The organism is Bacillus timonensis, assembly GCF_000285535.1.
GTDB classification, from domain to species: domain Bacteria; phylum Bacillota; class Bacilli; order Bacillales; family Bacillaceae_L; genus Ferdinandcohnia; species Ferdinandcohnia timonensis.
The window spans coordinates 992,279-1,006,535 of record NZ_HE610985.1; the positions used below are offsets into that span (position 1 = coordinate 992,279).

The 14,257-nt window shown below is 36.5% G+C and carries 12 protein-coding genes; 5 read left to right on the plus strand and 7 right to left on the minus strand.

The window, feature by feature from the left end; genetic code table 11:
• The 5 genes from BTHG_RS05220 to nhaC form a co-directional block, all read right to left on the minus strand.
• Positions 1–1,140, minus strand: a complete 1,140-nt coding sequence (locus BTHG_RS05220) for an ABC transporter ATP-binding protein (RefSeq protein ID WP_010283087.1) — start codon at positions 1,138–1,140, stop codon at positions 1–3.
• Positions 1,141–1,346: 206 nt separating this feature from the next.
• The gene (locus BTHG_RS05225; protein ID WP_010283089.1) at positions 1,347–1,649 is read right to left on the minus strand and encodes an oxidoreductase; all 303 of its coding nucleotides are present in this window, start codon (positions 1,647–1,649) and stop codon (positions 1,347–1,349) included.
• Positions 1,650–1,873: 224 nt separating this feature from the next.
• The gene (locus BTHG_RS05230) at positions 1,874–2,413 is read right to left on the minus strand and encodes a VUT family protein (RefSeq protein ID WP_010283090.1); all 540 of its coding nucleotides are present in this window, start codon (positions 2,411–2,413) and stop codon (positions 1,874–1,876) included.
• Between the two features lie 61 nt (positions 2,414–2,474).
• Positions 2,475–3,140, minus strand: a complete 666-nt coding sequence (queC, locus tag BTHG_RS05235) for a 7-cyano-7-deazaguanine synthase QueC (protein WP_010283092.1) — start codon at positions 3,138–3,140, stop codon at positions 2,475–2,477.
• A 383-nt stretch (positions 3,141–3,523) separates the two neighbouring features.
• Positions 3,524–4,945: a Na+/H+ antiporter NhaC gene (gene nhaC, locus BTHG_RS05240; protein ID WP_010283094.1), complete on the minus strand. Its 1,422-nt coding sequence runs from the start codon at positions 4,943–4,945 to the stop codon at positions 3,524–3,526.
• Positions 4,946–5,521: 576 nt separating this feature from the next.
• Here nhaC and BTHG_RS24295 point away from each other — a divergent pair.
• From BTHG_RS24295 to BTHG_RS05265, 5 genes are all read left to right on the plus strand, one after another.
• Positions 5,522–6,499 carry an endospore germination permease gene (locus tag BTHG_RS24295; RefSeq protein WP_010283096.1) on the plus strand — a complete coding sequence of 326 codons (978 nt, stop codon included), beginning with the start codon at positions 5,522–5,524 and terminating at the stop codon, positions 6,497–6,499.
• Positions 6,496–7,926 (plus strand): spore germination protein, encoded by a 1,431-nt coding sequence (locus tag BTHG_RS05250; protein WP_010283097.1) that lies wholly within the window; start codon positions 6,496–6,498, stop codon positions 7,924–7,926. Before BTHG_RS24295 ends, BTHG_RS05250 begins: the two co-directional genes overlap by 4 nt.
• A 1-nt stretch (position 7,927) precedes the next feature.
• The gene (locus tag BTHG_RS05255) at positions 7,928–8,818 is read left to right on the plus strand and encodes a Ger(x)C family spore germination protein (protein WP_026021702.1); all 891 of its coding nucleotides are present in this window, start codon (positions 7,928–7,930) and stop codon (positions 8,816–8,818) included.
• 34 nt (positions 8,819–8,852) lie between these two features.
• Entirely contained in the window at positions 8,853–9,098 is a 246-nt protein-coding gene (locus tag BTHG_RS05260; RefSeq protein ID WP_026021703.1) for a Ger(x)C family spore germination C-terminal domain-containing protein, read from the plus strand.
• A 320-nt stretch (positions 9,099–9,418) separates the two neighbouring features.
• On the plus strand, positions 9,419–9,622 hold the full coding sequence (locus BTHG_RS05265; protein WP_010283099.1) for a hypothetical protein: 204 nt from the start codon (positions 9,419–9,421) through the stop codon (positions 9,620–9,622).
• 73 nt (positions 9,623–9,695) lie between these two features.
• Here the strand turns inward: BTHG_RS05265 and BTHG_RS05270 are convergent, their stop codons facing one another.
• Both BTHG_RS05270 and BTHG_RS05275 read right to left on the minus strand, forming a co-directional pair.
• Entirely contained in the window at positions 9,696–12,851 is a 3,156-nt protein-coding gene (locus tag BTHG_RS05270; RefSeq protein ID WP_042341424.1) for a DEAD/DEAH box helicase, read from the minus strand.
• Positions 12,852–13,024: 173 nt separating this feature from the next.
• Positions 13,025–14,218, minus strand: coding sequence for an iron-containing alcohol dehydrogenase (locus tag BTHG_RS05275; protein WP_010283102.1), 1,194 nt, complete (start codon positions 14,216–14,218; stop codon positions 13,025–13,027).
• Positions 14,219–14,257: the final 39 nt, after the last annotated feature.

Sequence of the window (14,257 nt, forward strand, 5' to 3'; positions counted from 1 at the left end):
TTACGCTTCTTCTTCCACTTCTCCAATTTTTTCAGCAATGTACTCAACAAGGCTTGAACGGGTTACAATGCCCTTAATAATTCCTTGTTCAATTACCGGAACGTACCCATATTTTGATTCACTAACAAGTTGAACAGCTTTTTCAGAGGAATCGTTTACTTGTAGTGTCTCGACACTTGAATCCATAATATCCATTAACGTTAGTTCCTCTTCTTTATAACGTTTTGTTACCTCCCAAACTGTTGCAATACCAAGGAAGTTGTCTTTATTGTCAACGACCACCAGACTATCAACGCGTTTTCGCCTCATAAGTTTTAAAGATTCAGCCAATCCTCTGAAGTGTAGGGCTGTTACAGGAGCCACTACCAATTTTCTCAGTTTGGGAAGAGAAAAATCGTTATTATCAATTTCATTTAAGCGATCTTCTCCAATAAAATTCCTTACAAATTCATTTGCTGGGTGGCGCAATATATTTTCTGGTCGGTCAAGTTGAACAATTTCTCCATCTTTCATGATGCAAATTCGATCCGCTATTTTTAGTGCTTCATCCATATCATGAGTTACAAATACAATGGTTTTACGAATTTCCTGCTGTAAGCGGATTAATTCATCCTGCAATTGCTCCCTGCTTATCGGGTCTAGTGCACTAAAGGGCTCGTCAAACAGGATAATTTTTGGCTCAGCGGCCAATGCCCGAATCACCCCAATCCGCTGCTGCTGCCCACCACTTAATTCTGTAGGAAAACGATCTCCAAATGTACCTGGATCCAAGCCGACCATTTCCATCAATTCATTCACCTTATCCATGTACTGCTCAGGCTTCCATTTTTTCAGACGTGGAACTAGCGATACATTCTCTTTAATTGTCATGTGAGGCAGTAAACCAATGTGCTGAATAACATAACCGATGGAACGTCGCAACTGTACCGGATCCTCTTTGGCGATATTCTTCCCCTCAATTTCAACGACTCCATTTGTCGGTTCAATAAGCCGGTTAATCATCTTCATTGTCGTGGATTTTCCTGAACCACTGGGACCAATAAGAACTAGTAATTCTCCTTCTTCCACCTTAAAAGTGATTTTTTTCAATGCTTTAAAACCATCCTGAAACGTTTTCGATACCTCTTTGAACTCAATCAATTTCCCTCACACTCCTTGTTAATTCATTCACTTAACCATTTGATTTGTTATGCCTTGGCTATTTGCGCATTTTATTTTTACCCTATGGGGCTATTTATATTATTTGAATGCAATAATTCCTCTAAATTCGAAACCTGAATAAAAAAACAAAACCCCCAAATTGAAACATGAGATTTCAATCTGAGAGTAATATGTTATTTTAATCTTTAATTGGAAACTAGCCAGGTCTTTTGACACTTCCTTGCCAAAGCGGATTTTGGCACATGAAGATAATCAAGCTCTTTACTTACGAACGCATTAACTAAGGTAAGAGTCTCGGCCTTTGTAATTCCCACTGTTTCAGGTTCCTCTGGGGAAAATCTATCCCCAACGATGAATGGTTGTTTCTTATTCCCAGCAAGTACCTTTTTTACTTTATCGACAACAGCCATTGGAAATGTTAAGCTCTTTTCCAAACTACCACCGTATGTATCATCACGTCGGTTGATATAAGTCGAAAAGAATTGCATGAATATTTTGGATTCATCATTCTTCCCCCGCACATTTTTAAGTGAACCCTTTAATCATACTATTCCAATTTGAAAAATGCACTAAATATGCTTTAGGTCGTATTTGTAATTTGTCCAATAATTGAGCTAACTAATCTTCAACAAACTAAAAAAAACTGTAGGCAAACCCGATTATAATTGAGTTTGTCTACAGTCCAGAGACTATACTATTAGCCTCTTACCAGTTAATTTGATACTATTTTCTTATCATTTGTATGTTGAATCTGATGAAGGATAATGGCTCCTATTCCCTGAATAATTGTTTTAACTAATACCTGACCAATTATTGCCGCAGGAACAGCCTCCCATGGGAGCATGTTCGCACCAAGAGGACTTAAACCAATCACAACAAATACTGCTGAATCGAGTAGACCACCAACTAGGCCACTATAAAATACTCTCCAACTCATTGGTAACTTGAGTCGAGTATATATTTCTGTGTCTGTAGTTTCCGCAAGTAAAAAAGAAATGGCGGAAGCAAACACGATAAGCAATGTATCACCCAATAAATACGATACAAGAGCTGATAATAACAAAGCAGTTACTATAAATAAATAAGTCAACTTTCGACCATATCGATTTTGAACAAAATCCCTAAAAATAAACGTTGCACCAATTAAGAGTGTACCCATCGGCACGATGAAAACACCTAATGTCAATGGTTGAAATGCTGCTGTTATAACATTTGCTAGAATGATAGATAAAAGATATAAAATGACTCGCATGTTAATCCCCCTAAGATGAATTTCAATTTATTCATTATAAATTTATTATTCAAACTCCCCTTTATTCAGCCCTTTCACGGGATTCAAGGTAAAGAGTTAATCCATTTTTTCTTAATTTACAGGACGGGCATTCACCACAACCTTCTCCAATAATACCTTCATAACAAGTTAATGTTTTTTCACGAACAAAATCCAAGACACCAAGGTCATCAGCTAGTTTCCAAGTTTGTGCCTTATCCAACCACATTAATGGTGTATGGATGACAAACTCTTTGTCCATTGCTAAATTAATGGAGACATTGAGCGATTTGACAAACGCATCTTTGCAATCTGGATATCCACTAAAATCAGTTTCACAAACACCCGTAATAATGTGTTTTGCACCTATTTGACTTGCTAAAACAGCGGCAAATGATAAAAAGATTAGATTACGACCAGGAACAAAAGTAGATGGTAATTCTCCATCTTCGCCATCTTTAATTTCAATATCATTTCGCGTCAATGCATTGGGAGCAAGTTGATTCAATAGTTGCATATCTAACAAGTGGTGTTTTACATGTAATTCTTCCGCTATGGCAATTGCACAATCGATTTCTAATTTATGCCTTTGGTTATAATTAAATGTAACAACCTCAACTTCCCTGAATGTCTCTAAGGCCCAAAATAAACATGTCGTGCTGTCTTGTCCTCCACTAAAAACCACGACCGCTTTTTCATCCTTTAACATTATAAAAAAGACTCCTTCCAAAAAAGAAAAAACAGTACTCCAAGAGAAGTACTGCTTCATCTTAGTTTTTTTAAAGAGGGGTGCTAGAACCTCTACCGTCAAAAAACGGATTTATATACTCAATGAAAATTATAGTAACACAAATTTCGAAAAAGTGGTATAAGAACATGCTTTAAATTTTTTAAATTCAAAAAGGGAACTACCTAATATGAGTCACAAAAAAGTTTTTTCAAGATTGTTTAGGTATGAATAATAATCCAAAACCCTTTATCATCTTAACTTGCTTACAATCTTATATAAAAAAGCACCCAAAAGCAGTGCTGACAATTGGAATTCAACTTCTCTATATAAGGGCGCTGCTTGTCAAAGCTTTATTGAACCAATTATGCCTCGATTTCTTTATAACGATTCATTACTTTAGGCTTTTCTACCTCTTTAAACGTGAACCCAGTAATACCGTAAGCTAGGGTAAACAATGGAGTAATCATAGCTAAGAAACAGAAAGGAATATACACTAACGGTGAAACTCCTAAAGCTGCTGCGGTAAATAGGCCGCTTGCCGTCCATGGTGGAAGTGAACAACTTTGAGTTGAACAGTCTTCAATAATTCTAGACAAATTTTCTGGACGCAAATCAAATTTTTCGAATAACGGTTTCATTAATGTACCTGTCATAACAGCAGAGAAAGAGAATGATCCTCCAATTCCCAATGTAAAATAGGCAGTAATGATCGTAACAAAGACTAACATTCCCTTACTTTTTATTCTGCTTGTAATGGATACCACAATGGTCTCGAGTATCCCCGCTTTTTGTAACAATCCACCTATTCCAAGTGCGAATAAGAAAAGAGCAACTAATGGCAGCATACTTGTAAGCCCCCCACGTTGAAGTAGGGTATCAATGATATCAATCCCTGACTCAACATAATAGCCATCATAAAATACATTCAAAACGTCACTAATCGTTGAACCTTGATAGAATATGGCTATGAGTGCACCTGCAAGAGCACCTAAAAAAATGGATGTTATCGCTGGTTGCTTTGAGATGAGTAAAATAAAGAGAATTACAACTGGAATGAATGGTATAATTCCCAAATGGAAATGTTCAGCTAAATAGCTAGTAAGAGTACTGACATCGGCTGAACTGACAGATTCTTTCCCATACCTCAATCCCATGAGTGTAAAGATAAGAGCTGTAATGATATAGGCGGGTACAGTGGTCCATAACATATGCTTAATATGAGTTATTAGGTCCGCTCCAACGACTGCTGCTGATAAATTGGTACTATCTGATAATGGCGACAATTTATCTCCAAAATATGCACCACTAATAATCGCACCTGCAGTCACTCCTACAGGAATCCCTAAACTATGACCAACCCCCATCATCGCGATTCCAGCTGTTCCTAGTGTAGCCCAAGATGAACCTGTTGCCAGAGAAACGACGGAACAAAAGACAAGAGTTGTTACGAGGAAAAACTGTGGAGAAATCGCTTGTATCCCATAATAGATTAACGCGGGTACAGTACCAGATGACATCCATGAACCAATTAAAATACCAACAGCTAAAAGAATCATTGATGGCTGCAAAGCCTTCAGCATCGAAGAAAATATACTCTTTTCTATGCTGTCATAGGAATAACCTAATCGAATGACGAAAGGAATCATCGTTACTAATGTAATAAACATCATGATCTGAATAGAGGCTCCAAAAGCTAACATCCCTGTTGCGATGATGACAATGACCAGTAATAATATCAGCAATGAATATGCTAATGTAGGTTGTTTTATATTTTCATTATTCATCCAAACACTCCTTAAAATAAAAATTCCAACACATATACGAATCTTTTACAAAGGAGTACTCCATTAGAAATTTTTAAACTAACATTATAGAATACTGGGCCGGCCCCCGCTTGTTTCAATATGCATAGTAAAATTATAACAAGTTTTTGTTTATACATAAAATTCTGTATATTTAAATAACGAGGACCCTCATTGGATATAAAGGGATTTGATAAAGGCTACCTCATGAATACTTACATTTTATGTAACAATCCTCGAGATACCTCCTGAATACTAATGATTGGTGCATCTGTAAAACCAAACACCGATATAACCATTAAGAGAAGCCATCACGATTTCACGCCTAAATTCAATCTTATTATAGAATACTTGTATATGCGTCAGGTGTCTTCCTCGTTTCTACATTATGCATAATTTGGAATCACAAACAAATCCTAACACTAGTGGCAATCTATTTGGTGGTGTTGGAATGAATTTCTCTCGTACTCAGTTAATTTTTGTTCTCATACTTTTTATTGGAATATCGAACCATGTCCTTATCATGCCTCATCTACTGTCAGCAGGAAAACGCGATGCATGGGTATGCGTCTTTTTTGCATATGCGTTTTTGCTAGTTTGGGGATTTATTCTTTATTTAATTATGCAAAAAAACAACAGCGATTATCTCTTTATGACTGGATTAGCTCCCGTGCAGGGGTTGCGACTTCACGTATTCTTATTGCCATCCTTGCTACTTACGTTTTCGCAATTAGTGCGATATCGTTTTATGATTTAATTCAATCCGTTAATATATATTTTCTACCAAGAACACCACCCTTTGTCGTCATGCTCCCTTTCCTATTAATTTGTATTTGGTCAGCTTATAGGGGTTTAAAATCAATTGTCTATACTTCTGCGGTATTATTGCCGATTGTATGGATGTTTGGGATTTTTGTAGCTTTGTTTACTTTAAAAGAGAAGGATTATTCCTACCTATTCCCTGTTCTTGTTGAGGGTTATCAACCCGTTTTAAAAGGGACAATCATCATACTTGGAGGAAGCGCCGATTTCCTTGTGTTGTTGCTTCTTCAGCATCACTTAAAAAAATCGTTTACGTACTTTAATCTTTTCATTCTGATTACCATTTTAGTTGGTCTAATTCTCGGACCCACGATGGGTTCTCTATCTTCGTTTGGTCCAGCAGTAGCATCAGATATGCGGTTCCCCGCTTTTGAACAATGGAGACTGATTACGTTGGGGAATTATATTTCTCATGTCGATTTTTTGGCGGTGTTTCAATTATTAAGTGGTGAGCTCATTCGGGTTTCATTAGGACTCTACCTACTTGGAGATATGGTAAAAGGTCATACACAGCCAGTTAAGAAAAAGCACGTATTTTTAGTTGCATCGATTCTTTTAGGATTATTGACAGTCATTCCGTTAAGTGACATCTGGGTGCAAACCTTGATAAGAAGATACTTTTATCCAAGTGCATTAGTAATTGCTATAATCTTTTCTTTAGCATTATTGATGATTAGCTACTTGCCATTGAAGAAAGGAACCCAAAATATATGAACATGGTAAGATTCGATCAGCTATTAGCCAATAGAAACTTGACTTGTGACGAGATAAAACGTTTTTTTTGTCATTATGCGGATATTGAATTTATTCCAATTGAAAAAGACGAGAATCTTCAAGCTTTTTATTGTAAAGGAATGCTTGATACTACACAATTAAATGAATATTTTAATCGCATTCTATTGAGTATTGATAAAGAAAAACCACGCGATTATTCTGAAGAACTCCCACCTGTCCGACATATAGATAGTATGAAGGAAATGATGAATCTTGTGTTTTCAGGTTCACTCATCATTTTTCAAGAAGGTACTCCATTCTTTCATGGGTTCGATATTAGCAAGGTGCCAAAACGAGACCCTCAAGAATCGACCACAGAGGTTTCAATTAAGGGACCGAAGGATAGTTTTACCGAAGAAATGAATGTAAACATTTCCTTGATTCGGAAACGAATGAAATCGGAACAACTATATTCCGAGTGTTTTACATTAGGTTCACTAAGTAAAACAGAGGTTTCACTACTTTACTTACATGATAAAGCCGATCAGAGAATCATAGAGGAAGTTAGGAAGAGACTGAATGACTTTCAAGGAGAAAGTGTTGTAAGTAGTGGTCAGTTAGAGCAATGGCTTTCCGATCGTACGTTTTCGTTGTTCCCCTTATTTGATTATGTGACACGACCAGATTTTACGATTGAATGCATGTTGCGTGGTCGGTTTATTTTAATTGTGAATGGTTCTCCCTCTGTATTAATTGGGCCAATCAATGTTTTTGAGCTTATAAAATCTCCTGAGGATGTTCATTTTCCTTACTACCTTGTTCTGTTTGGGCGGTTCATTCGGATTATCGGCTTACTGGTTGCGATTTTCCTACCAGGTTTTTGGGTCTCGCTTTCTTCTGTTAATATTGATCAGCTGCCGTTTGCTTTATTAGCTACCGTCGTTGTGTCGCGTGAAGGATTGCCATTACCATTAGGACTTGAGGCTATTTTTATTCTAGGATTGTTTGAATTATTAAGAGAAGCAGGAGTTCGCATGCCAACCGTTCTTGGACAAACCGTTTCCATTGTTGGAGGTATCATTATCGGAGATGCTGCGATTCGAGCAGGTCTTGCTTCTCCAACGATGATTGTGGTCATCGCGTTAACAGCGGTCGCAAGCTATACACTTGTGAATCAATCACTGGTTGGAACAGTTAGTATCCTCCGTGTTTATAATTTATTTCTATCTATATTTTTAGGAGTATACGGCCTTTTTATTGGATTCTTTAGCATTCTTATTTATCTGTCTACATTGGAGTCTTTCAAAGTGGCATATCTTGAACCCGTTGCTTCCTTAACATTCAAAGAATATCTAGCGGCCATGTTCATAGACCCATTTAAGCGAAAAAAATTCGGAATATCATTTATTCAGAAGTGGAGAAAGTAGTATGAAACGTAGAAAGATACTGATCTGTTCAATCAACCTTATGCTATGTCTCCTCCTCGTCACAGCTTGTGAAAATGACATTGGTGAAATCGAAAATCAAAACTTTGCTACCGCTATTGGAGTCGACTACCGAGATGGGAAATATTATGTCGCCATTCAAATGATTGGATTGACCTCAGTTGCAAAAAGGGAAGGTGGTGATAAAGGCCCAACTGAAGTATATGTTTCCGAAACGAGTGGAAAAACATTTATCGATGCATTTTTTAAAGCGTATCATACTGCGCAAGAACGGATTCTTTGGGCACATGTCACAGCAATCGTTTTAAGTGAAAGTGCACTAGAAGAAGGGCTGGGTAGTATTTTTGATGGGTTGACACGATATTATGAGTTCCGCCCAACGCCTTGGATTTTTGGAACAAAAAACTCTATACTTGATATCTTATCGACTACTGGATTTTTTAATCAAAGCTCATTGAATACCATTCTGCATAGTCCAAAAAGTTCATATGAACAAAGCTCGACCATCAGGCCGGTAAAGTTAAATCAATTTGCACGTGAATTCTTTGACCCTGGTCGCACTACATATATTCCTTCTCTCACAATTGACGATAATCAATGGAAGAAAAATAAAAAGAACGAGGCGAAATTAGCAATTGACGGAGCTTTTTTTCTAGATAACCACCAATACAAAGGCTATTTTCCTTATGAGAATATAAAAGGTTTACGCTGGTTAACTCCGGAAACAAGACGTGCTTCGTTACTATTGCCAAGTGAAGAAAAACCTGAATTTATTGCGGTACTTGAAGATCAAATGGTAAAAATCAATCCTGTAAAACAAGGCGGGAATTTTCATTTTACTATTCTTTACCACGCCAAGGGGAATTGTAAGTAACCGTATAAAGAACAACACAATTAATGGTAGTGTCATGGAGGAGTTCGTTAAGAAAGGAATCATTTCTGAAATCAAGCAACTATATCAACTAGGTTTAGAGCACAATATCGATTTTTTAAACTTGGAACATCAACTTTTCAGAAAAGATTATGAAGATTGGAAAAAGCTAAAAAATCAAGAAACCCTGTTACGAGAAAACAGTATCTTATCCATTGAAGCACACATCACGATGGAACATTCAGGATCATTTAAAAATCGTAAAATTGAGATTAAAGAATGATACATCTGAAAAATACACCTGACGTATTCCGCCAGGTGTGTTCTTTATTAGGAAATACTTTTCTTTACTTCATAGTGAATAGTTGCGTAATATAACGTAGATTTCAGGTGTTTACCCTGGGTTATTTTTTTCTATCATCGAATTACCCGTATCCGCCACTATCCATCCTCGAAAAAGCCTTTAGTTGATAAATTGTTACATCATATCAAACATAAATATGAAGGATATGTGAACCTTTTCACAGCTATATTTTAAAACTACTAAATGGAGGTATACTGCAAGTAGGTTTAAAATAAATCTTCTAAGGAAGGTGTTCGGTAATGAAGGGTACAGCATTATTAATCAATAAGGACCACTCTGTCACAGTATTAGAAAACGTTGAACATAATGTGTATGAAGATCTAGTAAGTCTTGAAGATTCTACGAATATGAAATGTACCATTAATGATAAAGAGGTTCAATTTGATCCTATTGATAAAGTCGTTTGGTATGAAGAAACAATTGACTGGGAATACGGTTATTAATAATGATAGACATATTTTGTCCATGAAAACAAAAGGGAGCTTGATTAAAATCAAGCCCTCTTTTTATAAAGCCTTACAACACATTCTTATTCGCCCTACTCACCAAATACGAAGGCATTTCCTCCCGTAACTTCCACACAAAGCTCATTGGTTTATTTCCTTCATGTTTTACGTAGTCGGCTTTCCCGAGAAATACAAAGGGGGCGGTGTGGCCATTTTCTTGTTTGTATTCCCTGACAAAAAGTGCGATTTGGTGATTGTTTTCTCTGTGATGAATATAGCGCTGAGCCGTTGGGCTGTGTTCAGCTACTTTACTTTGTGTTTGCCAGTGAAATAGCTTTTCATTAATTGCATAGTCTTCATATAAGGTTGAAGGCGAGAAATCCTTTTCCGATTTATTTAATGTAATGAAGAAAATGTCTAGATTTTTATCTTGGAAATGCTTGACACCTTCTCTAAATGCCGGTGTTTTTTCTTCATTATAGTATTCGAGTGCAGCCATTACCTGAGCGGTTGAATAGCTGCAGTGTACGCGTAATGGTGAAATGAATGATAAGTCATTTTTGATTTCCATTGTTTCAATTGAGTTGAACTGATAGAGCAAAATTTCCTGTATTTCTTCACGGAAGTTCTTATTCGATAATATTTTTGAAACTCCATCCTCAATTGAAGTTAATCCCTCTTTTTCTGGATAGGCTTTATAAAAGGAATAATAAAACATGTTTAACATGATGCGTTCTTCTTCGTTCTGGACCGTACTCTCATCCAAATAGCGAAGTAGGAATTTTAACAACGTACTTGAATTTAAGAAAAACAGATTCTGTAAACGGCTTGTTACAAAGTTCTCAAAATCCCAATGGAATTCATCATTCAGCCCCGCTTCAACCATCATTCTTGAAAAACTGCGATTGCGATTTCTACCATAGAAATCGTAGATGGACATATGATGATGCTTCAAGAAATTACGTAAAGTTAGGCGTTCATTTGTATCTTCCTCAAAATACTTTAGCTTAGAAATGAGATTTGCCTTTGTATTACTACTTGTTTTAATATTTCGAAGGATGTATTCTTTTGCCTGCTTCTCTAACTGAATAAAGCTACCTTTAGGGACATTTAAAAAGCCGTTTTCTACATAATAAGTTACGGAATGCTTAGTTTTACCAATTAAGGCCCGAAACTTATCTTCAAAATTATAGTTTTTGTGGGCTTGTCCTACAAAATCAAGCACCGTTAAGCATTCTTTCCCGTCAGCAAGCCTCAACCCACGACCCAATTGCTGGAGAAAAACCGTTAATGACTCAGTAGGACGTAAAAATAAAATCGTGTTAACCTCAGGAATATCGATTCCCTCATTGTATAAATCGACAACGAAGATAAACTTTAATTCTCCGTTTACTAGCTGTTCCTGGGCATCACTTCTTACGTTAGGATCTACATTTCCATATAGTGCAACTGAAGGAATCCCCACCTCATTAAAAAACGCAGCCATGTATTTTGCATGTTCAATCGACACACAGAAACCAAGACCTTTTACCTCTTCTATATCAGTCACATAGTTGTAAAGGCTTTTTACGATTTGATTGCTACGGATTGAATTCGATGTATAGACATTTTCTAGTTCCTTAATTTCATATCCTTTACGGCTCCATTTTAGTTTTGAAAGATCCACAGTATCTGTCACACAAAAGTATTGAAACGGGCTTAAAAGCTTTCGATTAATAGCTTCGGTCAATCTCATTTCTGCTGAAATCGCGTCCTCAAAATACGTTAGTATATCCTTTCCGTCCATCCTTTCCGGGGTCGCCGTTAACCCCAGTAAGATTCTTGGATGGTAATGATTTAATAGCTTCTGATAAGAGTTGGCAGCCGCATGGTGGAATTCATCTACAATGATAAAATCATAGTAATCACTGGTTGTATGTTTGAAAAGCTCTTTACTGTTAAAGCTGTGGATGCTGATAAATAAATGGTCCAATGAGCCTGGGTGGTGCTTACCCACTAAAAGCTCTCCAAAGTTAGGATCTTTTAAGATGACACGAAATGTATCTAAGCTTTGTTTTAAAATTTCTTCCCTGTGCGCAACAAATAACAGTCTCGCGGAATGTGTGTTTTTCTTCTTGAATCGTTTATAGTCGAATGCAGAAATAACGGTTTTTCCAACGCCTGTTGCTGCGACAAGCAAATTTCTATATCGTCCGAACACTTCTCTCTCAACCTGCAGCTTTTCAAGGATTTCCTTCTGGTATAAATAAGGTTGGATATCAAACAGGATTGGAAAATTATTTTGATTTTGTATTTTCGATTTTGATAGTGCAATCTTTAGTCGGTCTTGATCCTCTTGTTTTTCTGCATGAAACGGCACAAACTCATGATCGTTCCAATAGCTTTCAAAGGTCGCCTCAAACTTTTTGACGATATCAAATGAATCCTTTTCTGTAACCTTGATATTCCATTCTAATCCCGATGTTAGAGCTGGATTTGAGATATTTGAAGAACCAATATAAGCTGTACTAAAGCCTGTTTCCCTTTTAAACAAATAAGCTTTCGCGTGTAGTCTAGTTCGATCAACATCATAGGAAATTTTGACTTCTGTATTAGGAAGTTTGCTTAGTTCATGTATGGCCTTGTAATCACTCGCTTCCATATAAGATGTTGTGATGACTCGAAGCTTTTTTCCCGGTTGCTCAGTGAATTCCTTCAGTTCGTTTATCAGAATTCTTAGACCGCTCCATTTTATAAAAGATACGAGCATATCAATAGAATCTGCGGTCAAAATTTCCTTTTTCAGTTCGCCAAGCAAATTGGGCTCATAGTTTGACCCTGTAAAAAGTGAACTTTGCGAAATAGGGGTTACTGGTCGAATGACCTCCCCGTTACGAATGCTGCGAATTGAATTTATCTTTGTATAAATTGAAGTTAGGACTTCTCCTTCCTCCTCAATTTTTAGGCCTCGAAATTCTTCTTCGTCTAGTCTCTCGCTTAAAACGTTAATGATTTCATTACAGGTACGTATTTGATCAAGCAAGGCTTGTTTATCATCGTTTTGATTATCCCTGACAAATTTGAGTGCCCGTCTTGTAACTGTAGAAATATATGTGGAAAGTATCTTTCTAGCTTCTTCTGTATCAATCATTTCCTTGCCAATGTCATATTCTTTTATATCTAGGTCAGCAAGATCTTTTTTTAATTTTCGAGAAATAATTTCTTCATATATCCCCTGCTTCAACATTGGTGTCACCTCGACATTTTTTAATCTATTAGTAAATACTTTCCATTTAGCTGTCGAAAAATCCTTCTTTTCACCTAAGAAAGTAATGTAATGGTAGTATTAAAATAAAAAAACTAGCTCATAGGTACGTGAACTAGTTTTAACTCATTAATTTACTTACACAATTAGGGGATTTATTTATTTGTAACTCGTTCGTATTTATAATCAAAACAAATTTGGTATAATTCAATAATTTCTTCCTCTGTCGGGATTCTTGGATTGTTTCCAGGACTTCCACTTGCAATTGCATCTTTCGCCATTTTCCCAACCACTTTATCTAATTCTTGTTTTTCTATCCCCCACTCCTTCATGTTAGGGATATTCAAATTCAAACATAGTTTCTTTATATCATGTACAACCATATTTGCTATTTCTTCATTAGAAGAACCACTTAACTCTGGTTTAATAATCCGTCCGATACTGGCCAATCGATCAATGCAATTCGGTTTACTATATTCCAAAATTGCTGGTAATAACATCGCATTTGATACACCATGTGGGACATGAAATATGGCTCCTATTGGTCTTGACATTCCATGAACTAAACAAACAGATGCATTTGAAAATGCGATGCCAGCCTTTAAAGCTCCTAAAGACATTTTTTCTCTTGCTTCTATATTACTACCATTCTTATAAACTTCTTCAATGTTATCGAAGATCAATTTAATCGCGGATAATGCAAGTGTATCTGTAAATGGATGTGAACGTCTTGAGATATATGCTTCGATTGCATGTGTTAAGGCATCTACACCAGTTGCTGCTGTGATACTTTTGGGAGATGAAAGTATTAATTTAGGGTCAACAATTGCAACTTCTGGAATAAACATAGGTTGTTTAATCATCATTTTTACATCATTTCTTGTATTCGTTATAACTGTAACATCAGTTGCTTCTGAGCCGGTACCTGCAGTGGTAGGAATTGCAATCAGTGGGATAGCCTTTTTATCTGCCATTTTTATATTCCCCATAAAATCACTAATATCTCCGCCATTTGTAGCAAGTACGGCAACAGCTTTGGCGGTGTCAATGCAACTTCCTCCACCTAATGCAATAATAACGTCACAATTATTTTGTTTGAGTACTTCGAGGGCTTCGTCTACGAATATATCAGTCGGTTCGGAAGTTATACCCAAATAGGTGGAATAACGAATTTCTTCTTTATTACACATATTTTGGCATTCATTAACATAACCAAGATTCTCCATAACTTTGTCACTTATGATCAGAGCGTTAGTTCCTTGTTTACTTGTTTCCAATCCTACTTGTTTAAAAGAATTAGTTCCATACAAAATAGCTTTAGGCATATAGACACTTGATATTGAACTCATAACTTCCTCCCCCAGATTTTTTTAAAAAAAGTAAACCTC